General features: G+C 61.9%; 24 protein-coding genes. 11 read left to right on the plus strand and 13 right to left on the minus strand.

Going from position 1 to position 24,381, the window contains the following annotated elements; all coding sequences use genetic code 11:
• Positions 1-36: 36 nt before the first annotated feature.
• The 12 genes from BW990_RS13985 to mobC all read right to left on the minus strand — a co-directional run bounded on the left by BW990_RS13985 (position 37) and on the right by mobC (position 10,068).
• Positions 37-390: a hypothetical protein gene (locus tag BW990_RS13985; RefSeq protein WP_076448771.1), complete on the minus strand. Its 354-nt coding sequence runs from the start codon at positions 388-390 to the stop codon at positions 37-39.
• 1 nt (position 391) lies between these two features.
• Positions 392-634, minus strand: a complete 243-nt coding sequence (locus BW990_RS13990; protein ID WP_076448774.1) for a hypothetical protein — start codon at positions 632-634, stop codon at positions 392-394.
• Between the two features lie 73 nt (positions 635-707).
• Positions 708-2,525 (minus strand): type IV secretory system conjugative DNA transfer family protein, encoded by a 1,818-nt coding sequence (locus BW990_RS13995; RefSeq protein ID WP_076448776.1) that lies wholly within the window; start codon positions 2,523-2,525, stop codon positions 708-710.
• A 129-nt stretch (positions 2,526-2,654) separates the two neighbouring features.
• Positions 2,655-3,140 (minus strand): hypothetical protein, encoded by a 486-nt coding sequence (locus BW990_RS14000; protein ID WP_076448779.1) that lies wholly within the window; start codon positions 3,138-3,140, stop codon positions 2,655-2,657.
• A 329-nt stretch (positions 3,141-3,469) separates the two neighbouring features.
• Positions 3,470-3,847: a hypothetical protein gene (locus BW990_RS21455; RefSeq protein ID WP_143526202.1), complete on the minus strand. Its 378-nt coding sequence runs from the start codon at positions 3,845-3,847 to the stop codon at positions 3,470-3,472.
• Positions 3,840-4,214, minus strand: coding sequence for a hypothetical protein (locus BW990_RS21460; protein WP_159441659.1), 375 nt, complete (start codon positions 4,212-4,214; stop codon positions 3,840-3,842). The genes BW990_RS21455 and BW990_RS21460 overlap by 8 nt, the downstream gene beginning before the upstream one ends.
• A 212-nt stretch (positions 4,215-4,426) precedes the next feature.
• The gene (locus tag BW990_RS14005; RefSeq protein WP_076448782.1) at positions 4,427-4,690 is read right to left on the minus strand and encodes a hypothetical protein; all 264 of its coding nucleotides are present in this window, start codon (positions 4,688-4,690) and stop codon (positions 4,427-4,429) included.
• A gap of 30 nt (positions 4,691-4,720) precedes the next feature.
• Complete coding sequence (locus tag BW990_RS14010; protein WP_076448784.1) at positions 4,721-4,996, minus strand: hypothetical protein; 276 nt, start codon at positions 4,994-4,996, stop codon at positions 4,721-4,723.
• A gap of 443 nt (positions 4,997-5,439) precedes the next feature.
• Positions 5,440-6,342, minus strand: coding sequence for a hypothetical protein (locus BW990_RS21465; RefSeq protein ID WP_143526204.1), 903 nt, complete (start codon positions 6,340-6,342; stop codon positions 5,440-5,442).
• Between the two features lie 883 nt (positions 6,343-7,225).
• Positions 7,226-8,215, minus strand: coding sequence for a hypothetical protein (locus BW990_RS21470; protein ID WP_143526205.1), 990 nt, complete (start codon positions 8,213-8,215; stop codon positions 7,226-7,228).
• 454 nt (positions 8,216-8,669) lie between these two features.
• A complete protein-coding gene (locus BW990_RS14015; RefSeq protein WP_076448785.1) occupies positions 8,670-9,659 on the minus strand; it encodes a relaxase/mobilization nuclease domain-containing protein in 990 nt (329 codons plus the stop codon).
• A gap of 58 nt (positions 9,660-9,717) precedes the next feature.
• Complete coding sequence (gene mobC, locus BW990_RS14020; RefSeq protein WP_076448786.1) at positions 9,718-10,068, minus strand: plasmid mobilization relaxosome protein MobC; 351 nt, start codon at positions 10,066-10,068, stop codon at positions 9,718-9,720.
• A 761-nt stretch (positions 10,069-10,829) separates the two neighbouring features.
• Here mobC and BW990_RS14025 point away from each other — a divergent pair.
• The 7 genes from BW990_RS14025 to BW990_RS14055 all read left to right on the plus strand — a co-directional run bounded on the left by BW990_RS14025 (position 10,830) and on the right by BW990_RS14055 (position 20,135).
• Complete coding sequence (locus BW990_RS14025; protein WP_076448788.1) at positions 10,830-11,969, plus strand: glycosyltransferase; 1,140 nt, start codon at positions 10,830-10,832, stop codon at positions 11,967-11,969.
• A gap of 58 nt (positions 11,970-12,027) precedes the next feature.
• Positions 12,028-13,272 carry a 3-deoxy-D-manno-octulosonic acid transferase gene (locus BW990_RS14030; RefSeq protein ID WP_234990266.1) on the plus strand — a complete coding sequence of 415 codons (1,245 nt, stop codon included), beginning with the start codon at positions 12,028-12,030 and terminating at the stop codon, positions 13,270-13,272.
• 51 nt (positions 13,273-13,323) lie between these two features.
• Positions 13,324-13,773, plus strand: a complete 450-nt coding sequence (locus tag BW990_RS14035) for a DUF1178 family protein (protein ID WP_076448791.1) — start codon at positions 13,324-13,326, stop codon at positions 13,771-13,773.
• A gap of 8 nt (positions 13,774-13,781) precedes the next feature.
• Complete coding sequence (locus BW990_RS14040; RefSeq protein WP_076448792.1) at positions 13,782-14,429, plus strand: SDR family oxidoreductase; 648 nt, start codon at positions 13,782-13,784, stop codon at positions 14,427-14,429.
• Positions 14,430-14,671: 242 nt separating this feature from the next.
• Positions 14,672-15,928 carry an aspartate kinase gene (locus tag BW990_RS14045; RefSeq protein ID WP_076448793.1) on the plus strand — a complete coding sequence of 419 codons (1,257 nt, stop codon included), beginning with the start codon at positions 14,672-14,674 and terminating at the stop codon, positions 15,926-15,928.
• A 145-nt stretch (positions 15,929-16,073) separates the two neighbouring features.
• Positions 16,074-18,317: a phosphoenolpyruvate--protein phosphotransferase gene (gene ptsP / locus BW990_RS14050; RefSeq protein WP_076448794.1), complete on the plus strand. Its 2,244-nt coding sequence runs from the start codon at positions 16,074-16,076 to the stop codon at positions 18,315-18,317.
• A gap of 189 nt (positions 18,318-18,506) precedes the next feature.
• Complete coding sequence (locus BW990_RS14055; RefSeq protein WP_076448991.1) at positions 18,507-20,135, plus strand: SulP family inorganic anion transporter; 1,629 nt, start codon at positions 18,507-18,509, stop codon at positions 20,133-20,135.
• A 226-nt stretch (positions 20,136-20,361) separates the two neighbouring features.
• Here BW990_RS14055 and BW990_RS14060 read toward each other — a convergent pair whose 3' ends face one another.
• Positions 20,362-20,967: a flavin reductase family protein gene (locus BW990_RS14060; protein WP_076448795.1), complete on the minus strand. Its 606-nt coding sequence runs from the start codon at positions 20,965-20,967 to the stop codon at positions 20,362-20,364.
• A 202-nt stretch (positions 20,968-21,169) separates the two neighbouring features.
• Between BW990_RS14060 and BW990_RS14065 the strand changes: the two genes are divergently transcribed.
• The 4 genes from BW990_RS14065 to BW990_RS14080 all read left to right on the plus strand — a co-directional run bounded on the left by BW990_RS14065 (position 21,170) and on the right by BW990_RS14080 (position 24,351).
• The gene (locus BW990_RS14065) at positions 21,170-21,655 is read left to right on the plus strand and encodes a GNAT family N-acetyltransferase (protein WP_076448796.1); all 486 of its coding nucleotides are present in this window, start codon (positions 21,170-21,172) and stop codon (positions 21,653-21,655) included.
• A 51-nt stretch (positions 21,656-21,706) separates the two neighbouring features.
• Positions 21,707-22,450 (plus strand): EcsC family protein, encoded by a 744-nt coding sequence (locus BW990_RS14070; RefSeq protein ID WP_076448992.1) that lies wholly within the window; start codon positions 21,707-21,709, stop codon positions 22,448-22,450.
• A 450-nt stretch (positions 22,451-22,900) separates the two neighbouring features.
• Complete coding sequence (locus BW990_RS14075; protein WP_076448798.1) at positions 22,901-23,782, plus strand: S-methyl-5'-thioadenosine phosphorylase; 882 nt, start codon at positions 22,901-22,903, stop codon at positions 23,780-23,782.
• A gap of 38 nt (positions 23,783-23,820) precedes the next feature.
• On the plus strand, positions 23,821-24,351 hold the full coding sequence (locus BW990_RS14080; protein ID WP_076448801.1) for an adenine phosphoribosyltransferase: 531 nt from the start codon (positions 23,821-23,823) through the stop codon (positions 24,349-24,351).
• Positions 24,352-24,381 lie beyond the last annotated feature (30 nt).

Below are 24,381 nucleotides of genomic sequence, written 5' to 3' on the forward strand. Positions count from 1 at the left end.
TCCTAAACCCGCGGTCCGTCTCCCAGACAGCCGCTCTCAAACCGAGGCAGATGGGAAAACGTCCTTCAAGTCAGACTTCTTCAGCAACCTGTTAAACGTGTAGCCCGGCATCGTCACGATCCGCCCTTCAATCCATGGGGTGTCGTTGGACGGGCCTTCACTGACTGAGGGTTCGGCCTTGCCGTTGTTCGGCTGCGGGCCGGATGCGTGGGACAGGCCCGTTTTAATCCCTGACATGCCCGGAGGGGCCAGGTTGAAGGCCGTTGTCTTCACGCCAGCGGGTGGCTGGATTCTGGGCTGCGCATTATCTTTATCGCGCAGGCCATTGATATCCTTTGTCTTATCTTTGCTGACTTCGTTGAAGTCGGATTTGGATGTACGGCGGGCCATCTCAGATATCCTCCCCGTTCCAGTTGAACATGTGCTGCCTCAGCAGACCGTGGAGGCCCGCAGCAGCGTTTTCCGTGACAAAGAGGCGCAGCTTTGGATTGTCCTGCATCGTGCCCCACAAGGTGGCGCACCCCAGCTGCTCATCAGACAGCCCGCCAAGAGCAGCTGCATGAAACGCCTCAGTCGGCGACAGTAAAACCGTCACCTCGACGCAAGGCGGCAATGGAAATTTGAGAACCGTCATGGATCATCTCGCTTTGATTGACGATGGAGAGGAGAGGCACAGCGGCTGTATGGCCGCTGTGCTAGTGTGATCTTCACTTTGCGTGCAGGTTGACGCCTTTGGCGGCCAGTTCCGGCTCCTCGTACCACCGGATTTTGGTCGCCATGATCGGGTTGGTGTTCTCGATCAGGATCAGCTGCTTGTCCTGGTCGAGCCGCATCAGCTCATCCGGATAGGCCAGCTTTCGTTGCGCGGCAGCGCGCGTGTCTGTTGTGGTTGTTGATTTGCTGCTTGAGCCACCGCCAGACCCGCCCGTGCTTGAGCTCAAGGCCGTCGCCACCGCTGAGCTGAAATTCCAGACCGTGGTCACACCGCACAGATCAGAGAAATACTCAGCCGAGGTCTTATCCGGTGACCCGAAATAAGCCACCACGCCGCTATTGCCGATAAAGCTCTCATAATCTTCGCCATAGACCCGGCGCAGCTGGCAGAGGTCCTGGGCGATGCCCCAGAGCTGGATGCCAAAGCCCGCCATCAGACCATAGGCCTGCTCGACCATCGTCAGTCGCCCGAGTGCAGGCATCTCATCGAGGATGAAGAGCACTGGCTTTGAAGGTTGGTCTTCGATGTTGCGGGCATTGACCGTGATGGCCTGCTGGACCAACAACCGCAGCCACCGGCCAAAGGCATGCAACCGGTCGGCAGGCAGGATCAGATAGATCGACATTGGCTCTTTTTTCAAATCCTCGAACCGGAAATCGGAGGCCGAGAGGTTCTCGCGAAGGCGGGCACTATCGAGGAAGTGGGTTTCTGCCTGGGCCGATGCCAACACATTGGCCAGCAGCTTTTCTTCCTTTTGCAAGGACCGGGCCCCGGTTGAACGCACAATGTGATGGGGTGATTTCGCCATCGCCTGAAACTGCTTGGCCAGATCATCGCCGCTCAGCAGCAGAAGATCACGGACAGTGCCCAGATGCCGCTGTCCCTCAAAGGCTTCATCGAAAGCGACATACAGGATCAGCCCTTGCAGTAGCGCCTTGGCCTCTTCAGACCAGAAGCTATCGGCATGGCTGTCCTTTTGGACGAGCGCGTCAGCCAGCAACATGGCGTTTTCGACAGCATCGACGTCACCAAGCTCCAGCCAATCGAGCGGGTTAAACCGGGCAACGTCGCCGCCAGAAATGCCCCAGGGATCAACACGATAGACCTTTTGGCCCATCGCTTCGCGCGCATCACTGGTGATCATCGCGTTTTCTGCCTTGGAGTCGATCACCACGACCGAGCCTGTATAGTTCAGCAGGTTCGGAATGATGTGCGACACACCCTTGCCTGAACGCGTGGGTGCATTGGTCAACAAGTGGCGGTCGCCCTTATACGAAAACACCCGTTGGACCGCTTGGCCAATCTCATCGATGTATTCGTCATCCGGAAACGATCCCAGGATGATCCCGTCACTGCCAAACAAATCTTTTGCGTCCAGATGGTCCGCATCGGCCCACTGGCTGGAGCCGAAGGTTGTCGGCGTTCGCAGCATGGCTTTCACACCCCGCCCGATCCAGTAGCCCAGAGCGATGAAAAATCCGAAGAACGAGATCAGCCAGGCGGTTCCCCAACCCAGCATGCCCTGATTGAAGATGGCGACGATTAGCGTAACGACACCAAGACCAATCAGAATGATCCGGCGCAGTTCCTTGGCCTGCGGTGACAGAAACCAGCCAAGCGCGAAACCACAGCCGATGGACAAGGCCATCATCGCGATCCTCGCCAGAGTCATTTCGAAGTAGTAATCGAATGGCCGGTAATTATACCGATTATTGCTGCCGAATAGGCTCTGTGCGATTACGCCGTCTGCATTGAGGGCGAATAGCATTGTTATAGCGGTGAAAACCGCCATTCGTTTTTGCCAGCTCATGGCACTCTCCTTGATAAGGTGAACGTGCCATCAGCTTAGAATTAAATAGTGGGAGCTATCCTGGGTATAAGGCAGGTCGAAACAGGTAAAGAAACCAGGCCCGAAAGCTTCACTAGACGAGAGTCTAACTTATGAGGCCAGCCCCCGAAGCCTTTTCAAATTGGCTTCGCGCTTCAAATAAAATCGAGATGCCACGTCCGGCGCGATGTCGAGGATGGTTGCAGCAAACCAAACAAATTCTGCCATGTCGACTTTCGCTAGAGGTAGGATATCAACTGGCCCGTGTCGTGCGTGACGCAACCAGATTAGCAGAGAAGATAACGTCTCATCGATCAGTGATGCAGTATTGGGCTTGCCAGTGTACTGCTCGAAGGCCGTATAGGCGATCAGGAGGGCGTGGAGCTGGTCCAGCGGCAGGTTGAAGGTCGCAAGTTCGCCGGACGTGAATATCCATGGCCGCTTGCCGACCGGCTTGGTATCCATCCGCACCAGGTCCCGCAGCGGGAAATTGACCTTGTAGGTTTCGACTTCCTGGGCTGCGCGGGATCGCAGAACGGACAGCTTATCCGGATCGAGATCGGTTATACGTTTGGCTCCATTTTCTGCAGTGTTCAAATCGCAGAAATCCTGCGGTTCTGCTGGACCTTGCCTTCACCATAACCGACCCTGTACCCCACTGGGGGTGGCATGCTGGGTCTATAGATCATCCTGTGCATCGCGACGGGCATATGACCCGATCCGTCGGAGCCGAGACACAGTTTTATGGGCGTCGGTTCAGATGGTGGTAGTAGATTGATAATTGAGGTTTTTGTACCAAAAAATATCTTGCTACTCTCAATCCACCAACGGTTCTTTGAGCCCTTTTCCACAGGTTCCAGACACACAAAACCCCACCATCCCTACGGCCCTAAGAGTGGGCGCGGAATGGTGGAATTTTCCAAATGTTAGCGCGTGTACCCGTCGTACATATCGCTGATTTTGTCGACCTTTTGATTCACGTCTTTCGAGATACCTTTCCGAGCACGACCTGTACCCGGAACGACATCATTCACGGGAGCCTGTCCCGAAATTGTTGCAACGCTGCGCATAGCTCCAAGGTAGGTGGAGAACCCTTGCTCAGTATCACGACGGATTTGCTCCTCCCAAGTTCCTTGCTGAGCATACGTACCGCTCTGAGAGGATGACCACGAGTATGTGTTGACAGTCATATGCCCGCGCTCTGCGCTAGCGAGGTTTCTATCTTCAGCTGAAGCTGTTGTTGCAATGCTTGCAGATCCAATGAATGCAGCACAACAAGCACGTTTCATCACAGATTTAGTCATTTGCCATCTCCTGCAAATGCTTGAGTTCCGATTGAACACCATCAAAAACAATTTTTTCCACTTCAGATATGACGAGTTTAGACGTTGCTGGCCGATAGATTTCCATTTCACTATCAGAAAAGTCTGACCTGTCTTTCCATGTGTCAGCTTCAACCGCGACGCGGTACTCTTCCCTATACTCTTGGCACAGGCTCCGTACTTGCGTTTCAATCTGTTTTGTCAGGCTGAAGTTATTTTTATAGCCAAGTGTGACGCCACCGCGGAACAAACAATATCCATATACATACCGTGCATCCGTTAGTTGTTGGGGCGAGGTATCGGTAGCTGGTACTGTTGGGGTCTGAACACACGCGCTTACGGCGGTCATGCCAAAGAGTAGCGCCCCTGTTAGAAGTTTTATTCTCACAAGCATTTGTCCTTTTCAGTAATTTTATTCAGCCTAGCAGAATCACATTAGATGTATAGAGAATACACTAATGCTGTGCAATGATGTGGTAAAAGGCCTTCCATTTGGAGCGGCTTTGGCCGATGCCGTTTCGGATACGCCCCACGGTTCTCCGTTTAGCTGGCTGCATTGGATTAACCCCGATCGTGCGCAGCCTGCACGGTCTCCATGATGAAATCATCATAGGTCCGTGCGCCCTCAATCTTAGCGGCTAGGGCATCGTAGGCAGCCCGGCCTCGCAGATGGAGGCCCAACAGCTGCAATGACAGATCGCCAGATGAGGCAAAGCTTGGAACGGGCGCATCGTTCTCATCGAGCACGAAACAGCCTCGCAGGCGTAGAGAATAGATGTCGCTCACGAGTTCGAGCAACGGATCGATATCGGCTTGCGTCAACATCGGAACCTCCGGATTGGGCGGGGAATCATATCAGAACGGAATGGCTTCAAATTCTTCATCTGTCAGGGGCGTCGGTTCGCTCAATACGCCCGACTTGATCAGCTCGCGTTCGACATCTTGCCAGATCGGCCAAACCCGATGAAACGCACTTTCCATACCCCGCTTGAACTCATCCGAAGGCGCTTCGCGCGCATGCAGTGCGACGATGTTTGTTTCCGGCTCAGGCCAACGGCACGCATCCTTAGACACGCGGGCCAGAGCTTTTTTCATAGCGGTCAGGACGACAAGAAGATCATCATCAGTCATACAGGATTCTGCCCTAAAATTAAGTTGGAAATCTAGGCCGAAGACCGGCCTTGCGCACCTTGTCACCAAACGTGATGATTACCCCATGACATCCGAGATTGACGAACAAGCCGAAGTTTCACCTTTTTGCGTTTGGTACTGGCAGTGGCGCAATCGCACAGTTAATCAGCGGGCCGCCGAAATGGCGCGGCTCTACTATCGATCGCCTCGGTCGAAGGCCCAATAGGGCAGGAGGCGGTGTCATGAAAAATCGTCCCGAGTGGTGCGGGCGCAGGCGAAGCCGAGCCACGGTCGTGGCGATTTTACTTGATACCGCACATGACCGTCCACAGCTTAGTCCAGCACCCTGAAAGACAAAGTCCTTTCGGGGTCTGCCCTGCGGCGAGCATATAGGTATCGCAAGGAGGAAGAAATCCTCCTCGCAAGATAACATCAAAAGAAGCTCATCTTTGCCGAAACTGGTTACCATCCCATCCAAACTTAAAATTGCTAAGGTCATGTTGGAGAAACGACACGGTTGGTCGCTCACCATGACCAACCTCTATTCCAGTACCATTGAAAGATGTTACCCGGTCAAGAGTGCTTCCTCTTCGCATATAGACGATTGCTTCGCACACTTTGGTTCCACAGGTTTTACTTTGTTGTTGCGCGCCTTCGCACTCAATCCACTCATCAGAGAGAATAAGATCATCCCGTCCGTCGCCATCCAGGTCTGTGATGGTAATCCCCTGCTCAGAAAATGAACCGCTCCTCCCCTCACAACCTTGGTGAATATGCTGCTGAACGAGATAGCGGGCCGCGTTTGAGAGAGTGGGAGCTGGATTCTTCCAAGCGCTCAGTTTTTCACAAAATTCTGAGTCGCGGATCAAGTACTTAAAGGGGTCCTTACTAATAACATCTGTTGTTCCCTGGTTAGCCAAGCTGATTACCGCATTGTTAGCTGCCATCCCCGGCCCGCCAAAGCGATCAGAGAAATATTGAAATAATTCACCCTCTGATGAGGCGCAGCTTCCAGACATATCAGATCCCGGACCAGCAGGCGAAATGGTAAATGCCATTTTTGCGCCGCCAGAAAGAATAGAGATAACCTTTCCTGCCGGAGTGTTATTTGCAATGATGCCTGGAATTTTCTTTGTGATTTCGTTTAACTTCTCGTTGGCTATCTCATCCAATAGACGTTCAGTCAAATTCTGTCGGATTTTCTTTTTTATCTGTGAATCGAAGTGTTGATCTACTGCCTCAGAAAATTCGTCACCAGATGAGCTGCTTTCATCGCTCTCTTGGGAGAAGGCGGGTTCCGCCACAGCGAAAAATGCGGCGCAGGCACTCAAAGCAATAGGTTTCATACGGTCTATTCCTGGTTTTCATGGCTTGAAATATCAAAGAGTACGTCTTGTTGGATTTCAAAAATTATGGTTTCTCTAACGTAACGCTTAGCTTCGTCAGGTGATAAGGCGTTCGTCTCCATAGATTGTGAAATTGGTCCCTCCTCTAGGAACTTACTAATGAATTTGTCTTGGTCTTCCCGGCACTCATACGAGCCGCGGCCTACTGATTTTATAGGGTCGAGGCCCTTGCTTTCGTGAAAATGTGTTGCGGCAATATGTATGCATAAAACAAGAGAGACATATTCTTCGTGTATTGGCTGAAGGCTTTCCGAGGGCTGACCTTTCGAGCCAGAGCAAATGATCATTGCCGTTGTGAAAGCTATGAAAATACAGCTAAATCTTAAGTAATGCATATTTTGATTTCCAATCTACCAGTCTCAGTAGCCCCATAATAACGAATTTTAATTTGAAGATCATTCATCATGTTGCGAATTTTGGCAAGGCGGCCAAGCAAAAATAGAGAGCTGATCCTGATCGAGAGGCCTGTCATGGACGCCCAAGTGGGAGCACGCTCGCGGCTAACAGACTGCGCGCTGTCCTATGATTAAACACCAAGGGGCGATCATAATGTTGAGCCGCCCCTCAGATATTAATATTATCAACTCTTGTTCGGTACTGCTGCGCCACCAGAGTGGATAGTACCGACAGACTTGGTTCCGTCTGTGTTGTGGATGATTACAGGCGCAGTTCCACCGTACGGCTTTTCCCCGTTCGTCGTCGAGATCGTTTTTCCGTTTGCATCTTTCATGCTTTAGTCCTCCAGTTTCGATCGCTACACCGCGTAGCGCCGATGCCTAGGGACGTAGGCTTAACTGACCATGAAGTCAACAAGTTTATTAACTTACGGACTTGTGTTTGACCGCAGTCTTGCCATACCTTCACGTGATGCGCTCCGTTGCTTCGTCACAATCTCTGCATCGCTGCGAGACAGATCACTAATGGAACGACCTTGCGAAGGTGGGAGTAGAACATCAAAATTTTCTATTTTATCCCTGCGCTTATAAAGAGCTTCGTATAAAGATTTATCCCACGCCTTAATGTGACTGCGTACAATTTTGGCAGGGCGTTCAGATGTTCCGGTGAGCCCCACATAGACACGCTCAAGAAAGGCTTCAGGTTTTTCAGACCGATGCTCGCGATCTTTGTAAAGCTCTGGTGCTCGATCTGGTAGCGGGGCCTCTTGCTCAGTTGACTGTGCAGTCAGTTCTGCCAAATCAGCCTTAAATGCTTGAAAAGTCTTTTCATCATTGCGCCCAACTTCACGCGCCTCGTTGAAGAGTTGCCGAATCTGTTTTTTAATATCGTTAAGTCTTAACTCCGTATCGCTCAAAATATGGTGGTCCAAATTATCGCTGTTTAATTTTTCACCTTTAAGATAGCATAATTCAGTTTTCGACAGGAAGAATTTTATTAGATTTATGCGGGATAGGCCGCGCTGATCTGAGAAGTCAGCCCCGGGAATGTTATCAAGTGTGATAAGTTGATTGATGTAGCTATTCTCAATCCTACAAATTTCTTCATACATTGCCTGATTTACATCTTTATTCTTTGCGGCAAGGATGTCTTCTAAACGAAAATTATTTATAGCCTGTAATTCTAGGGCATGGATGCGATCCATTGCCTGAGCTGCTACGAATTGCCGGTGCCTTTGAAAACCCATCTCAGATCGTAGATGGTCCCGTTCTTGTTCAAAACTTGTATTTTCGTTTTGTCGTTCTCTCAAACGTTTAAGAGTTTCCGGTGTTCTTTCAATTTGATGTATGACGCCAGAGCGTTCTTTGCGAATTGCATCGCTGTCAGTTGGTGTTGCTGTTTCGTACGTTCGGGGCATGGCTGCTCTCACAAATCAAAAGTCAATATCTTAATACAACTTGTTGACTTCTGGTGCCAGATATCATCTTGCGGACATCGTTGGCGGTCATGTCTACCCTCTCTCCCCAGACGTCACGACAAAGCGATGCACGGACGAGCGCTGATGATGAGCGCGCTTTCGTGGGTAAGCTAGCCGTTTCGGCTGCAGGTTTTTCTTAGGCAAAGTGAATAATTTCTATATAAATCAGATCGATATACTTGGTCCGCGGTGAAGGCTCTTTTGATGTTGAGTGACTTTTTGATCGCGATGATCCTTCAACGTTTGACCGATAGACCGCACCAAGATTTTCCTATCCTGGGCTTGCCTCAGCCGTAGCTTCCGAAACTGCTCTTGAAGGCGTTGACGGTCTCGCATCTGCGCAAGCACAAGATTGTCTCGCTGCTCCTGATCCCGCTTTGCACAGTGCGCAGCCTCAAACTCGTTCTGCTCTCTGATTTTTGCTGTTCTTACCCGTCAGCCGGTCAAACAGTCCGCGAAGGCCTTTGTTCAACCGCTCTTGACGTTCCTTTGTTTCTGCTTGCCAGCGCTTGTCCTGGCCTTCTTTGAGACGTTGTCGCTCTTGCATGTGCTGCGCCTTCATTTCAGCCCTTGCATCGAGCAGTGGCTGCGTATCACGACGATGTTTGGCTTTAGTTTGATCGATGAATGACAGCAGTTGCTGTGTCACCTTCGATCGCACTGTCTCACGCACTGCGGCAACGCTTTGAAGCTGATCAGGTGAGCCAAGCTTGTCTCGTAACGTTTTTGCTTTTTCACCGATCAGGCGCGGCAGGAAAAAGACATCGCCGTTGACGTCCAAAGCGACAAAGCCGCGTCGATCCCCCTTGGCCAGAAAATACCCTTTCTCCTCCAGCGCGTTGCTGAACGCACGCAGAGTGTCCGATCTCGTCCAAGCCTCTTGAAAGGCCTGTTTGATTTCCCGTGGGTCGATGTCTTGCCGCTTGGCCTGCTGCCACTCGGCCAAGGTAAAGTTGAGAGGATTCTTGTTACCGTACGCCGCCAACCCGTCAGGCAGGGGCCAGCCGTGATCAAGAAACAGATCACGAGAGACGTCACGCAGCCTGTTCTTGTAGTGGGGAAGATTGATCGCCTTCATCTCGTCCACGTTAATTCTCGACCAGACGACATGGGCATGCCTTCTTCCTTCCTTTTCATGAATGATGACGGCGCGCGGCTGACCGCCAAGTCCCAGCGCCTGCTCAGCTCTGTTGGCCGCATCTATAAAGCCTTGCTCTGAGGCAACATGATCACTCGGAGGATTAAGGCTCAGGGAAAACATGAACTGCTTGCACCGCGTAGCAGTGGAGATGGCGCGCGCCTCGGATAACGCGCCATGAAGATTGTCGGCGACGAATCCCCGAATCTGCAAAACCGTGACATGGTCATTGTCACGGTCGTTCATGAGGTGATCTGCCAAGGCGGCAGCACCCGCTCGTTGTGATCCAACCAGTATCATGGGTTCACCCTTTAAGAGCTTGGATCAGGGTTGCCCGCATCCATGCGATATCCGCGAGAGCGGCTCTGATATCCGCCTCAAGCTCATCATCGACATACAGCGTGCCCTGGTTCAGCGCTTTGGCGATCTGGTTAAGGTTGTTGGCGTGGCGCGTCTGGCCGAGACGGGCCAGGACCTCGGCCAAGAGCCGTTGATGTTCGACCGGTGGCTTGCGGCGCTTCCTATATTTTGGCGCTGCCTCACTCAGAACGACGGATTTTATGTACGAGGCAAGCGGCATCACCCCTGCTTTAGCTTCAAGCTGTTGCCGTTCCTGTTCGCTCAACCGCAATGAAAATGGTGCGGGGCGGCTCATGGCTTTGGCCTCCTAGCATTAGGAGACTTGGTCGCTAAGTTTTCGCTGCGACTATCAAGAGTACGCAGCCAGTAAGCGTACTCAGGTTCGGATCGCAGATACTTCTCCCAATCCTCAAAGACCGACAGCAACTCATTGGGATCAATCTGTTCGATGAAGATATTGGTCGGTGCACCACTTCCCCGCCTTCCATTTCCTTGACGTGCCAGCGGATTACCGCCTGCGCAGGATCCGGCGGGAAGCGCCTATTCCCGCAACCGCCGGTCCGCCCGGAATGAGCCCGCCCGGCGTCGCGTCGGCCGCGCGCGACCGCGCCCCGGCGCGGCGCGGCACAAGAAATCGCCCGGATGCCGTCCGCGCCTCCCCCTGCTGAGCGCGCTTTTCACCCCGATCCGCACCCGGTGCGGCGCCGCCGAAACCCAATCCCACCGCGCCAGTCAAAGGCAAAAACCGCCTCTCTCGCCGCCCCGCAGCGCCCCGCCGGCCCGGCCTGACGCAACGCCAAGGCCATGCCGGACGGAACAAAACCGCCCTCCCAAGGCTTCCTCCCCTGCCAATCCGGCCAGAAGGAGAACCCATCATGCGCAATATCATTTACCTCGTCGGCCTCGTCGTCATCGTTCTGGCCATCGTCCAGTTCGTCCTCTGAGCGGCGACCTCCGCATTCTGATCCCCGCACCAAGCGCAGGCGGCGGGCCTGCACTTGTCTGCGCGGAAGCCGGTTGCTAAGCCCGGGCGGTCACAGCCCAAGGCCCCGGAACATGCGCGCAGCCATCGCCACCAGCGACTACCACGTCCCCGGCGAGACCTTCATCAATCGTCACATCGCTCATCTGTTCGGCGGCGATACGGTGATCGTGACCGGCCGGTTCAACGGCGACGACGCCCATGGCAAGCCGATCTTCGAACGCCGCGCGACGCCGCCGCTCTCGGACCTGATCCGCGCGCCGTTCTGGACGCTGTGGAATCGCGCGCGGCACAAGACGACGCGGCTGCCCTTCGGCCACCAGAAAGCCGCACTCGCCGCCTTCCTGCGCACCGAACGGGTGGAGGTGATCCTGGCGGAGTTCGGTACCCAGGCCCTGGCGCTGGCGCCCTTGGCCAACGAATTGGGCATCCCGATCTTTTCCTATTTCCGCGGCACCGACGCGTCGAAATCGCTGCGTCCCGCGCGGATGCAGGCGGCCTACCGGCGAATGATGCCGCGCCTTGCCGGGGTCATATCGGTCAGCCAGTTCCTGCTCGACAACCTCGCGGCGCATGGCGTCACGCATCCGAACGCGCATGTGATCCCTTCGGGCGTTGATGTGCGCCGCTTCGCGCCCGGCGACAAGCAGACGCTCTCCTGCCTCGCGGTCGGGCGCTTTGTCGAGAAGAAGGCCCCGCTGACCACCCTGCGCAGCTTCGCCGAGGCGTCCGAAGGGCTCGATGCCGCACGGCTCGATTTCGTCGGCGACGGCCCGCTTCTGGAGCACGCCAAGGCGCTTGCGGCCGATCTCGGCGTGACCGCGAAGGTCCGCTTTCACGGCGCCCAGCCGCATGATTTCGTGCGGTCGGCGCTGGCCCGCACCGAGTTCTTCCTGCAGCATTCCGTGACCGCCGCCGATGGCAATACCGAAGGCCTGCCCACCGCGATCCAGGAGGCGATGGCCGCGGGCTGCATCACCGTCTCGACCCGGCATGCGGGCATCCCCGAGGCGATCGACGAGGGCGTCACGGGCTACCTCGTGGACGAACACGACGCGGCGGGCTTCACGACCGCGATCCGCACCGCACTGACCGCGCCCGACCGCGCCGAGATGCAGGCCCGGGCCCGCACGGTCGCGGAGACGCGCTTCGACAATGACCGCCTGCTTGCGAAGCTCGAGGACACGATCCGCACCAGTCTCGGACGCGGCTGAACCCGCGGGAGCCCGCGCGCGCTTCACAAGCCCCGCCCGCGCGGGGTAGGAGGGCGCGATGCGCCGCCACGGGACACCCATGCTGCTTTACCGATGCCTCATCTCGCTTTTCGCCCTCGGGGTGCTGTCGCGCGCCGCGTGGGGACAGGGGAAGGATGCGGTTGCCGCCCGGCTCGGGGGCGGGGCGGCCGGGGGCGGCCAGCCCCGGCTCTGGCTGCATGCGGCCTCGAACGGCGAACTTGCCTCGGCGCGCCCGGTGATCGAGGCGCTGCAGGCCGCCCGGCCCGACCTGCCGCTCATCGTGACCTGCAACACCGAAACCGGCTGCGCGCTGGCCCGCCGCATGGGGCTCGAGGCGCGGCTCGCCCCGCTCGATCTTGGCTGGGCCGTGGCGCGATTTCTGCGCGGCTGGGGCGTCGTCGGGCATATCACCCTCGAATCGGAGCTTTGGCCGAACCGGATCGCGCGCATGCCCGGACCGGTGATCGTGCTGGGCGGACGACTGACGGCGAAATCCGCCAAAGGCTGGGGCCGGGTGCCGGGCCTTGCGCGGCGGATGCTGGCGCGGGTCGATCTGCTGTCGGCGCAGGATGCGGGCTCGCGGGATCGGTTCCTCGCGCTCGGTCTGCCGCAGGCGGCGGCGGGGCCGGTCGTCGATCTCAAGGCGCTCTACAAGCCGCCCAGCGACATGGCGCCTGAACCGGACCTCGCCGCCGCCTATCCGCGTGCGCGGACCTGGCTCGCGGCCTCCACCCATCCCGGCGAGGAGGAGGTGGTGATCGCGGCGCATCTTTCGGCCCGCGCGGCGGAGCCGGAACTGCGCCTGATCCTCGCACCGCGCCATCCTCGGCGCGCCGACGCGGTGGCGTCGATGCTGGAGGCGGCGGGGCTTTCCGTGTCGCGCCGCAGCCGGGGCGAGGCGGGCGCGGAGGTGCTTCTTGCCGACACGATGGGCGAGATGGCGCGCTGGTACGCGCTGGCGGGCCGGGTCTTCATCGGCGGCACCCTGACCGATCGCGGCGGCCATACCCCGTTCGAGCCCGCGGCCTTCGGCGCGGCCCTGCTGCACGGGCCCGACGTGGCGAATTTCGCGCGGCCCTTCGCGCGGCTGGACCGGGGGCGCGCGGCGCGCGCGGTCGAGGATGCGGAGGGGCTCGCCGCCGCGCTCACGGCGCTGGCTGCGCCCGACGCGCAGACGGGTCTGGGAGGGGAGGCCGCCGAGGTTCTGCGCCCCGAGGCCGACCTCGACGCGCTGGTCGCGGCGATCCTCGCGCGGTTCCGGCCCGCAAGTGGCACCGCTTGAAGCCCGCGCGGGACGCAATATCTATATCTTGAGCCACATCAGAGCCCGAGGATGATCAGCTACACGCTCAAATGCGGGGCGGGCCACAGCTTCGACAGCTGGTTCCAATCCGCCCGTGCCTTCGAAACCCTGCAGGCGCAGGGCCATGTGGCTTGCGCGATCTGCGGCGACACCACGGTCGAGAAGGCGCTGATGGCGCCCGCAGTGTCGAAATCGCGCGATGCCGAGGCGCAGGAGCGGATGCCGAAGAAGTCCGACCGGCCCCTCTCGGGCGCAAAAAGCCCCGCCGAACAGGCTCTTGCCGCGCTCAAGGCGCATGTGGAAAAGAACCACCATTATGTCGGGCGCAACTTCGCCACCGAGGCCCGCGCGATGCATGACGGCGTGGCCCCCGAACGCCCGATCTGGGGTGAGGCGCGGCCGGACGAGGCGCGCAAACTCGCCGAGGAGGGCGTGCCCGTGGCGCCCTTGCCCTTCACGCCCACCCGCAAGACGAACTGAGGTCCCGGATGGCCCGTATCCTCATCACCGGCGCGAGCCGCGGCATCGGCGCGGCCCTTGCCGACAGCTTCGAGGCGCGCGGCGACGAGGTGCTGCGCACGTCGCGGAACGGCGGCGTGGGATTGACGCTCGACGTGACCGACCCGGCCTCGGTCGCGGCCCTGGCCGAAAGTGTCGGGGCGGGCGCCCTCGATGTGCTGGTGTGCAATGCGGGCATCTATCCCGACAAGGGTGAGCCGCTCGACGGAGGCTACCCGCCCGAGATGTGGGACGCGGCCTTCCGCACCAACGTCACCGGCGTCTTCGCCACGATCCAAGCGTTTCTGCCGGCGCTTCGGCGTGCCGAAAGGGCGCGGATCGCCATCATCTCCTCGCAGATGGGGTCGTCCGAACGCGCGCCGGGGAACAGTTATATCTACCGGGCGAGCAAGGCCGCGGTGACCAATCTCGGGCGCAATCTCGCCGTCGATCTCAAGCGCGAGGGCATCGCCGTGGGCATCTACCATCCCGGCTGGGTGCGCACGGATATGGGCGGGCTGTCCGCCGATCTGTCGGTCGCGGCCTCGGCGGCGGGGCTCACCCAGCGCATCGACCGGCTGGACCTCGAAACGACGGGCGCGTTCCTGACCTGGGACGGGCGGGCGCACCCGTTCTGACGCGCGGCCTTGGGGCGCGGGGCTTCGGCTGCGGCGCCATTGGCCGCAGGCTGGGCCACCGCCCGGGAAGCGCAGCGCGCCCTCGACCCGCTGACCCTGGCGGCCCGTAAAGCTTGCCCCCCACCGCATCCCGGGCCCGCGTTTCGGAAAGCACACGGCGCGCGGCGGGCACACGCGGTCTCTTGCGCGCGTCTCACCCCCCGATTAAAGCGCACGGGAAATCAGTCCCCGGGAGGCGCGCCATGCCCGTTCTCGTGATGAAGTTCGGCGGCACGTCCGTCGCCACGCTCGACCGTATCCGCCGCGCCGCCAAGCGCGTCGGCGTCGAGGTCGCGAAGGGCTACGACGTGATCGTCATCGTCTCGGCGATGTCGGGCGAGACCAACAAGCTCGTGGGCTTCGTCAACGAAACCTCGCCCTTCTACGATGCACGCGAATACGACGCCGTCGTCTCCTCGGGCGAGAACGTGACCGCGGGCCTGATGGCGCTGACCCTGCAGGAAATGGACGTGCCCGCGCGCTCCTGGCAGGGCTGGCAGGTGCCGCTCCTGACCACTTCGGCCCATGGCGCCGCGCGGATCGAGGAGATCCCCACCGACAACATCAACGCCAAGTTCGGCGAAGGCATGCGCGTCGCGGTCGTGGCGGGCTTCCAGGGCATCAGCCCCGAGGGCCGGATCACCACGCTGGGGCGCGGCGGGTCGGACACGACGGCGGTCGCCTTCGCCGCGGCCTTCGAGGCCGAGCGCTGCGATATCTACACGGATGTGGACGGGGTCTACACCACAGACCCGCGCATCTGCGACAAGGCGCGCAAGCTCGAGAAGATCGCCTTCGAGGAGATGCTGGAACTGGCCTCGCTCGGGGCCAAGGTGCTGCAGACGCGCTCGGTCGAGCTGGCGATGCGCTACAAGGTGAAGCTGCGGGTGCTGTCGAGCTTCGAGGAACCATCGGACGCGGCCGGAACGCTCGTCTGTGCGGAGGAACTGATCATGGAAAGCAAGGTCGTCTCTGGCGTCGCCTTTTCGCGCGACGAAGCCAAGGTCACGCTGGTCACCATCGAGGATCGCCCCGGCATCGCCGCGTCGATCTTCGGCACGCTGGCCGAGGCGGGGGTGAACGTGGACATGATCGTCCAGAACATCTCGGAAAAGAATTACCAGGGTCACAAGGAAGGGGTCACCGACATGACCTTCTCCTGCCCGGTGGATCAGCTCAAGCGGGCCGAAAAGGCGCTCGAGGCCGCCCGCGACAGCGGCGCGCTGGTCTTCGACCGGCTCGAGACGGAAACCGAGGTCGCGAAGGTGTCGGTGGTGGGCATCGGCATGCGCAGCCATGCGGGCGTCGCCGCCAAGATGTTCCAGACGCTTGCGCAGGAAGGCATCAACATCAAGGTGATCGCCACCTCCGAGATCAAGATCTCGGTGCTGGTGGACCGCAAATACATGGAGCTGGCCGTGCAGGCGCTGCACGATGCCTTCGAACTTGAGAAGGCATGAGGCCGTAAGGCATTGGTAATATTTTGTTTACACCTTTCGCATGCGAAAGGTTTTTGCTACTCAGCCTATGGGGGAGTGCCCCTTCCCCTGTCCGGGCCGCATCGCCTATAGGTGGTGGTAGCCGAATGAGAATTGGGAATTGAGTATGCCGGATCGCGGCGAGAGCGAGAGCGAGAGCCGGAAGCTGCTGCGCCGGTTGCGCGACACCATGGCCGAAGAAGCCGCGGGTCAGGCGCGGCTCGACAAGATCACGCATCTGACCGCCGATTCCATGGGCACCGAAGTGTGCTCCATCTACCTGTTCCGCGATGCCGAGACGCTCGAGCTGTGCGCCACGCACGGTCTCAAGAAGGAAGCCGTGCACCAGACCCGCATGCGCATCGGCGAGGGGCTCGTGGGCCGCGTCGCGCGTTCGGGCGAGGCGGTGAATGCCGCCGACGCGCCCTCCCAGCCCGGCTTCCGCTACATGCCCGAGACCGGCGAGGAGATCTTCTCGTCCTTCCTCGGCGTGCCGATCCAGCGGCTGGGCGAGATGCTGGGCGTGCTCGTGGTGCAGTCCAAGGTGGCCCGTGAGTTTTCCGCCGACGAGCTTTACGCGCTCGAAGTTGTGGCGATGGTGCTGGCCGAAATGGCCGAGCTCGGCGCCTTCGTGGGCGAGGGCGCGGCGCTGAAAGCCCGCCATACCGAGCCGCGGCTCATTCGCGGCACGCAGGGCCAGGAGGGCACCGCCGAGGGCCATGTCTGGCTGCACGAGCCGCGCGTCGTGGTCACCAACCTCGTGGCCGACGATCCGCAGAAGGAAAATGCCCGGCTCGCCGAGGCGGTGCAATCGCTGCAGGTTTCGGTGGACGATCTGCTCGCCTCGGCGGAAGATCCCGAACAGCGCGCCATCCTCGAGGCCTACCGCATGTTCGCCGCCTCCAAGGGCTGGGTGCGGCGTATGGAAGAGGACATCGCCCGCGGCCTAACGGCGGAATCGGCGGTCGAGAAGCAGCAATCCAACGCCCGCGCGCGGATGAGCCAGGCCACCGACCCCTATCTGCGCGAGCGGCTGCAAGATCTCGACGACCTGTCGAACCGGCTCCTGCGCATCCTGACCGGGCAGGGCCGCCAGACCGGCGCCGAGATGCCCGCCGACCCGATCCTCGTCGCGCGCAATATCGGCCCCGGCGAGCTTCTGGAATATGGCCGGTCGCTCAAGGGCATCGTGCTTGAGGAAGGCTCCGTCGGCAGTCACGCGGCCATCGTCGCGCGGGCCCTGGCCATCCCGCTCATCATCCATGCGGGCACGATCACCACCGAGGCGCTGAACGGCGATCACATCATGCTCGACGGCGATCAGGGCATCGTGCATCTGCGCCCCGACGACACCGTCGTGGGCGCCTTCCGCGAGAAGATCGCGATGCAGGCCAAGGCGCTGGAGCGCTACGCCTCGATCCGCGACGTGGATTGCGTGTCGGCCTGCGGGGCCCGGGTGCATCTGAACATGAACGCGGGCCTGATGGCCGACCTGCCGAGCCTCGACGGCTCGGGCGCCGAAGGGGTGGGGCTGTTCCGCACCGAGCTGCAGTTCCTCGTGCGGAACAAGATGCCCCAGCGCACCGAGCTCGCCGCGCTTTACGCCCGCGTGCTCGATGCGGCCCATGGCAAGCGGGTGAATTTCCGCACGCTCGACATCGGTTCGGACAAGGTGCTGCCCTACATGAAGCCCAATGACGAGCCGAACCCGGCGCTGGGCTGGCGGGCGATCCGCGTCGGGCTCGACAAGCCGGGCGTGATGCGCATGCAGCTGCAGGCGCTGTTTCGCGCCGCCAATGGCCGCCCGCTGACGCTGATGTTCCCGTTCGTCGCGCAATTCGACGAATACCGCGCGGGCCGGGCCGAGGTGGAAAAGACCATCGCCCGCGAGCAGCGCCTCGGCCATCCGGTGCCGGAGACGCTGGAAGTGGGGGCGATGCTAGAAACGCCGAGCCTCGCCTTCGCGCCGCGCAAATTCTTCGAGGAGGTGGATTTCGTCTCCATCGGCGGCAACGATCTGAAGCAGTTCTTCTTCGCCGCCGACCGCGAGAACGAGCGCGTGCGCCGCCGCTACGACACGCTCAACTGTTCGTTCTTGACCTTCATCGAGGGCATCGTGAACCGCTGCGCAGAGACCGGCACGCCGCTGTCGTTCTGCGGCGAGGATGCGGGCCGCCCGATCGAGGCCGTCTGCCTTGCCGCGGTGGGGCTGCGCACCCTGTCGATGCGTCCGGCCTCCATCGGTCCGGTCAAGCACCTGATGATGCGCGTGCGCCTCGACGAGTTGCGCGCGGTCATCAAGGGGGCCTGCGACGAGGGCCACCAATCGGTGCGCGGCCCGGTGATGGACTACCTGCGCAGCCTCGACTAGGGCCCGCCGGCAGAGGCCCGGAGGGCCCGCGGCGAAAGCCATGGGCCTCGGCGCGTTTCGCGCTACCTATGCATTCCGTGCATGGCGGGTATTCGTGCGGTGCGGTTTCGTCACCGCCCGTTTCCCGGTACCCGCCGGGACTTGCGCCCGACGACCCGCCCGATGACCTCGAAGGAGACCGCACCGCCCATGTCCCGCACCCCGCTTGCCCGCTTCGCCCAGAGCCTCGCCTCGGCCGATCTGAACATCCTGCCGCAGGAACGGCTGAGCCCCGCCCAGATCAAGACCGAGCTTTTGTCGGGCCTGACCGTGGCGCTGGCGCTGGTGCCCGAAGCGGTGGCCTTCGCCTTCGTGGCGGGCGTGCATCCGCTGGTGGGCCTTTACGCGGCGTTCCTCGTGGGGCTGATCACCGCGCTCATCGGCGGGCGGCCCGGCATGATTTCGGGCGCGACGGGCGCGCTGGCGGTGGTGATGGTGGCCCTGGTGGCGCAGCACGGGGTGGAATACCTTTTCGCCACGGTGGTGCTGATGGGCATCCTGCAGATGACCGCCGGGGTGCTGGGCTGGGGCAAGTTCATCCGGCTGGTGCCGCATCCGGTGATGCTGGGCTTCGTCAACGGGCTCGCCATCGTGATCTTTCTCGCGCAGCTGACGCAGTTCCAGGTGCCCGGCACGGCGGAGCCTTCGGGCCACGGCGCCTCGGGCGGGGAATGGCTGCCCATGGCGCAGATGATCCCGATGCTGGTGCTGGTGGCGCTGACCATGGCGGTCATCTGGGGCCTGCCGAAACTCACGAAAGTGGTGCCCGCACCGCTGGTGGGCATCGCGGTGACCGCGGCGATCGTGATCGGCTTCGGCATCGACGTGCCGCGGGTGGGCGACCTGGCCTCGATCAAGGGCGGGCTGCCGGACTTCCACATCCCCACGGTGCCGCTGACCTTCGAGACCTTCGAGATCATCCTGCCCTACGCGGTGATCCTCGCCGCCATCGGCCTGATCGAGAGCCTGCTGACCTTGAACCTTGTGGGCGAGATGACCGGCCAGCGCGGCGGCGCGAGCCAGGAATGCGTGGCCCAAGGCGTTGCCAACACCGTGACCGGCTTCTTCGGCGGCATGGGCGGCTGCGCGATGATCGGCCAGTCGATGATCAACGTGAAATCGGGCGGGCGCACCCGGGTCGCGGGCGTGGCCTCGGCGCTGTTCCTGCTGGCCTTCATACTATTCGGCTCGCCGCTGATCGAGCTGATCCCGCTCGCGGCGCTGGTGGGCGTGATGTTTATGGTGGTGATCGGCACCTTCGCGTGGAACTCGCTGAAGATCCTGACCCGCGTGCCCAAGATGGACGCCTTCGTGATCGGCCTCGTGACCGTGGTGACGGTGCTCGAAGACCTCGCCGTGGCGGTCGTGGTGGGCGTCATCGCCTCGGCGCTGGAATATGCCTGGACCAATGCGCGGCGGATCTCGGCCAAGACCTACACGACGCCCGAGGGCGCCAAGGTCTACCAGGTGCACGGGCCGCTCTTCTTCGGCTCCGCCGACGGCTTCATCGAGATGTTCGATCCCGAGGGCGATCCCGGCCTCGTCATCGTGGATTTCGTCGACAGCCGCGTTGCGGACCAGTCGGCGCTGCAGGCCATCGAGGCGGTGGCCGGCAAGTACGAGGCCGAGGGCAAGAAGATCGAACTGCGACATCTGTCGCGCGATTGCCACTGGCTCTTGCAGAAATCCGGCCATCTCGTGATCGAGGCCGACGACGATCCCGATTACGGCGTGGCGGTGAATTACGGCGTCCGCACCGGCATCATCGGCGGACACTGAGCGCGCGGCCCTTTTGTCTTCCGGCAGAAGTCTTTCGTCAGACGTCTTCCGGCAGATGGGCGGGCAGGGCGCGGCGTCCTTCGTCTCAGGTCGGACCCCGCAGCCGGAGCCCGCGCGGCCCCGCACCGGCGGAGGCCGGGCCTGCTTCACCTTTCCGACATGTCGCCCGGGGTGAATTGGGCCGCCTGCGGCCCAAGAGGGGCAGCGCCCCTGCCTGTTACGCCGCTCACTCGCCCGGCCGTTTGAGCGAGAACTTCTCGCGCACCACGGTGTAGTCGCGGTAGCCCATGCGCGAGAGCGGGTTGTAGCGCAGCACGTCGAAGACGCCGTCTATGAGGCAGTCGTCGCGCAGATGCACGCCGGTGACCTCGCCGAAGACCGCGAAGTTATGCGCGCCTTCGAGCTGGACGATCCGCGTCAGCCGGCATTCGAGATTGGCGGGCGCGCGGGCCACGCGCGAGCAGGCGATGGTTTCGCATTCCGCGCGCTCGATCCCCGCAAGCTCGAACTCGTCCACGTCGCGGTCCCAGGCTCCGGAGGTCTGGTTCATCGCGTCGCGCATCGCGTATTCGACGATGTTCACGCAGAAGACGCCGGTGTCGCGGATATTGGCGACGCTGTCCTTGGTGTCGCCGCGATCCTCCTTCGCCGAGGTCGAGGCGAACATGACCTGCGGCGGCACGTAGGCCACGGCGTTGAAGAAGGAATAGGGCGCGAGGTTCTCGGAGCCGTCCGAGCCGCGGGTGGAGATCCAGCCGATGGGGCGCGGTGTGACCACGGCGTTGAACGGGTTGTGCGGCAGGCCGTGGCCGTCTTCGGGGCGGTAGAACATGCTTTCTCCTTGGCTGCGTGCCGGCCCGCCTCGGCGCGCCTTGGCCTCAGATAGACCGGAGCGCGGCGGCGGCGACAAGCCCCGCGCGCCCGGTTTGCCGCCGCCGCCTCCGCGTGATACCCGGCGATGAGACCCCGCAAGGGGCGAAGAGCGGCGCCGCCCGGCGGCCGCGACGGGGCCGCAAGAAGGGCGGGGCAGGGACGTGTATATCCTCGAACAGGAACGGGCTGCGGATTGGTGGGAGGTCGAGGCGCTCTTCGACCTCACCTTCGCGCCGGGCCGCACCGCGCTGTCCTCCTACCGGCTGCGCGAGGACGTGGCGCCGATCGCGGCGCTCTGCCGCGTCGCCCGCGCCGAGGATGGCGGCCAGGTGGGCGGCGCCATCCGCTACTGGCCGGTGCGGGTGGGCGGCGCTGAGGCGCTGCTGCTGGGGCCCGTCGCGGTCCATCCCACGGCACAGGGCGAGGGGCTCGGCGGCGCGCTCATCCGCGACAGTCTCGAACGCGCGCGCCCGATCTGCCCGCGCATCCTGCTGGTGGGCGATGCGCCCTATTACGGCCGTTTCGGTTTCAGCCGCGCCGAGGGCATCGAGATGCCGCCGCCGACCAACCCCGACCGCGTGCTCTGGCAGGCGCTGAGCGACGGCGCCTGGGACGGCGTGGCGGGCGCGGTGACGCGCGCGGTCTGAGGGCGGGATGAGCGCTTGAAACGCGGGCCCGCAGCGCCGATCTTTGTGCACATGACCGGAACAGACATCATCCCCGCCGCCACCGAGCGCGAGATCGCAGCCCTCGCCCGCCGTCACAAGCGCGCGGGCGGCGTCGGGCTGCAATTGCTGAACGTGCTGGGCGCACAGGCGGAAAACCTGCTCGAACGGCTGCCCGACCGGGTCAAGATCCGGCTCGAGGCCGCGACCGAGCGCGCGCTCGAGACCGCGATGCGCGCGGCGGCCTCCTCGCGCACCGTCGTGCCGGACCAGAAGGGCTGGCTCAACACCGTGCTCACCACCGCGATGGGGGCGGCGGGCGGCGCGGGCGGCCTGCCCACCGCGATGGCGGAACTGCCGGTCACCACCACGGTGCTCTTGCGCGCGATCCAGGGCATCGCCGCGGAATACGGCTACGATCCCGCCGAGCCCGAGATCGCCAAGGAATGCCTGATGGTCTTCGGCTCCGCCGGTCCGCTGGAAACCGATGACGGCGCCGACATGGCGTTCCTGTCCGCCCGGGTCACGCTGACGGGCGCCACGGTGCACGGCGTCATCGCGCGCGTCGCGCCGCGGCTCGCCACCGTGCTGGGCCAGAAACTCGCCGCCCAGACCGTGCCCATTCTGGGCGCCGCCGCCGGTGCGGCCACGAATTACGCCTATACCAGCTATTACCAGGAAATGGCCCATGTGCATTTCGGCCTGAAACGCCTGGCCGAGCAATCGGGCACGCCGCGCGAGGCGCTGATCGCGCAGCTGCGCGAGGCGCTGCGGTAACACTTCGTTAAGGTTAACGCGGTAAGGCTGGGGGCACCGGTTCGGAACGGACCGGGCCGCGGGCCGAGAGGTCGGGAAAGGCAGCTCCCGACCGTGCAGGGCAGAATGCCCGGCGATGGCCCGCGGCCCTATTCCGTTTGTGGCTTGCACAGACATCTTCGCGTTCCGGGGCCTCCCGCGTCGGGCGCGCCCTGCGCGGCGATGGCGGGTGAGGCTGTGCCTTCCGCGCCCGCCCCCCGTCGCCACATCGCCGATCCCGTCGTTTCTTGCGCGTCCTTGCCGGGCGATGGCTTGCGGCGCTCTTGCGGCTCCCTGTCCCCGATCCGCCCGTGTCTTGCGCGCATTGGGGCACCAAGCGCGTTGCGCGGCCGGGGCGCGGGGCATTGCCAAGCCCCGTCCAAGCTGGTTCGATGCCGCCGAGCGAGAGCGGGCACGAACGGGGACAAGCGCATGCGGGAACGGCTGGGCGTGATCGGCGGATCCGGCGTCTACACGCTGAGCGGGCTCGCCGATGCCGAATGGGTCACGGTCGAGACGCCCTGGGGCGCGCCGTCCGACGCCATCCTGACCGGCACGCTCGACGGTCAGCCCATGGCCTTCCTGCCGCGTCACGGGCGGGGCCATGTCCACACGCCCGCCGAGGTTCCCTATCGCGCCAATATCGCCGCGCTGAAAATGCTCGGCGTCACCGACATCGTCGCGGTCTCGGCCTGCGGGTCGTTCCGCGAAGAGATGGCGCCCGGCGATTTCGTCCTCGTCGACCAGTTCATCGACCGCACGCGGCTGCGCCCGGCCTCGTTCTTCGGAAAGGGTTGCGTCGCGCATGTCTCCATGGCGCATCCGGTCTGCGCGCGGCTGTCCGGGATCGCGGGCGATGCCGCCGAGGCCACCGGCGTGACCGTGCACCGGGGCGGCACCTACCTGGCGATGGAGGGGCCGCAATTCTCGACCCTTGCGGAAAGCCGCATGTACCGCGAGGTCTGGGGCGCCGACGTGATCGGCATGACCAACATGCCCGAGGCGAAGCTCGCCCGCGAGGCCGAGTGCTGCTACGCGCCCGTCGCCATGGTCACCGATTACGATTGCTGGCATCCGGGCCATGACGCGGTCGAGGTAGCGGACGTGATCCGCGTGCTCGGGGCCAATGCCGATCACGCCCGCGCGCTGGTGCGGGGCCTCCCCGCGCGGCTTGCGGCGCGGCCCGCGCCGTGCCCCTGCGGCTGCGACCGGGCGCTCGAGCATGCCATCATCACCGCGCCCGAGGCGCGCGACCCGGCCATGATCCGCGACCTGGCGGGCATCGCGGGCCGCGTGCTCGCACCCCTGGACTGATCCCCAAAAAGGACCCGAACCCGCATGAAGGACGCCGCATGAAAAAGGTCGAGGATTACATCCGCACTATCGCCGATTTTCCCCATGAGGGGATCATGTTCCGCGATGTCACCACGCTTTTCGCCGATCCGCGCGGCTTCCGCATGGCGATCGACCAGCTTCTGCACCCCTATGCGGGTGTGCGGTTCGACAAGGTCGTGGGGCTCGAGGCGCGGGGCTTCATCCTGGGGGGAGCCGTGGCGCACCAGCTTTCGGCGGGTTTCGTGCCGATCCGCAAGAAGGGCAAGCTGCCCGGGCGCGTGATCTCGGAAAGCTACACGCTCGAATACGGCGAGGCGGTCGTGGAAGTGCATGACGACGCGCTGCAGGCCGGCGAGAAGGTGCTCGTGGTGGACGATCTGCTGGCCACGGGCGGCACCGCGGAGGCGGGCATCAAGCTCTGCGAGCGGCTCGGGGCGGAGGTGATCGGCTGCGCCTTCATCGTCGATCTGCCCGATCTCGGCGGGCGCGCGAAACTCGAAAGCCTCGGCATGGAGGTGCATGCGCTGTGTGCTTATGCGGGCCTGTGAGCGATATCATCGCGGGCTGACATTGCCGCA

It is taken from the genome of Roseivivax lentus (genome assembly GCF_900156805.1).
Taxonomy (GTDB): Bacteria; Pseudomonadota; Alphaproteobacteria; order Rhodobacterales; family Rhodobacteraceae; genus Roseivivax; species Roseivivax lentus.

Bases quoted from the DNA above. Each gene is read 5' to 3' on its own strand.
- BW990_RS14070 (WP_076448992.1), top strand. From the start codon at position 21,707: ATGACCGGAACAGACATCATCCCCGCCGCCACCGAGCGCGAGATCGCA.
- BW990_RS14060 (WP_076448795.1), bottom strand. From the start codon at position 20,967: ATGTTCTACCGCCCCGAAGACGGCCACGGCCTGCCGCACAACCCGTTC.
- BW990_RS14055 (WP_076448991.1), top strand. From the start codon at position 18,507: ATGTCCCGCACCCCGCTTGCCCGCTTCGCCCAGAGCCTCGCCTCGGCC.
- BW990_RS14025 (WP_076448788.1), top strand. From the start codon at position 10,830: ATGCGCGCAGCCATCGCCACCAGCGACTACCACGTCCCCGGCGAGACC.
- BW990_RS13985 (WP_076448771.1), bottom strand. From the start codon at position 390: ATGGCCCGCCGTACATCCAAATCCGACTTCAACGAAGTCAGCAAAGAT.
- BW990_RS21460 (WP_159441659.1), bottom strand. From the start codon at position 4,214: ATGACCGCCGTAAGCGCGTGTGTTCAGACCCCAACAGTACCAGCTACC.
- BW990_RS14015 (WP_076448785.1), bottom strand. From the start codon at position 9,659: ATGAACGACCGTGACAATGACCATGTCACGGTTTTGCAGATTCGGGGA.
- BW990_RS13990 (WP_076448774.1), bottom strand. From the start codon at position 634: ATGACGGTTCTCAAATTTCCATTGCCGCCTTGCGTCGAGGTGACGGTT.
- BW990_RS14010 (WP_076448784.1), bottom strand. From the start codon at position 4,996: ATGACTGATGATGATCTTCTTGTCGTCCTGACCGCTATGAAAAAAGCT.
- mobC (WP_076448786.1), bottom strand. From the start codon at position 10,068: ATGAGCCGCCCCGCACCATTTTCATTGCGGTTGAGCGAACAGGAACGG.
- BW990_RS21465 (WP_143526204.1), bottom strand. From the start codon at position 6,342: ATGAAACCTATTGCTTTGAGTGCCTGCGCCGCATTTTTCGCTGTGGCG.
- ptsP (WP_076448794.1), top strand. From the start codon at position 16,074: ATGCCGGATCGCGGCGAGAGCGAGAGCGAGAGCCGGAAGCTGCTGCGC.
- BW990_RS21455 (WP_143526202.1), bottom strand. From the start codon at position 3,847: ATGACTAAATCTGTGATGAAACGTGCTTGTTGTGCTGCATTCATTGGA.
- BW990_RS14075 (WP_076448798.1), top strand. From the start codon at position 22,901: ATGCGGGAACGGCTGGGCGTGATCGGCGGATCCGGCGTCTACACGCTG.
- BW990_RS13995 (WP_076448776.1), bottom strand. From the start codon at position 2,525: ATGAGCTGGCAAAAACGAATGGCGGTTTTCACCGCTATAACAATGCTA.
- BW990_RS14035 (WP_076448791.1), top strand. From the start codon at position 13,324: ATGATCAGCTACACGCTCAAATGCGGGGCGGGCCACAGCTTCGACAGC.
- BW990_RS14040 (WP_076448792.1), top strand. From the start codon at position 13,782: ATGGCCCGTATCCTCATCACCGGCGCGAGCCGCGGCATCGGCGCGGCC.
- BW990_RS14080 (WP_076448801.1), top strand. From the start codon at position 23,821: ATGAAAAAGGTCGAGGATTACATCCGCACTATCGCCGATTTTCCCCAT.
- BW990_RS14030 (WP_234990266.1), top strand. From the start codon at position 12,028: ATGCGCCGCCACGGGACACCCATGCTGCTTTACCGATGCCTCATCTCG.
- BW990_RS21470 (WP_143526205.1), bottom strand. From the start codon at position 8,215: ATGCCCCGAACGTACGAAACAGCAACACCAACTGACAGCGATGCAATT.
- BW990_RS14045 (WP_076448793.1), top strand. From the start codon at position 14,672: ATGCCCGTTCTCGTGATGAAGTTCGGCGGCACGTCCGTCGCCACGCTC.
- BW990_RS14005 (WP_076448782.1), bottom strand. From the start codon at position 4,690: ATGTTGACGCAAGCCGATATCGATCCGTTGCTCGAACTCGTGAGCGAC.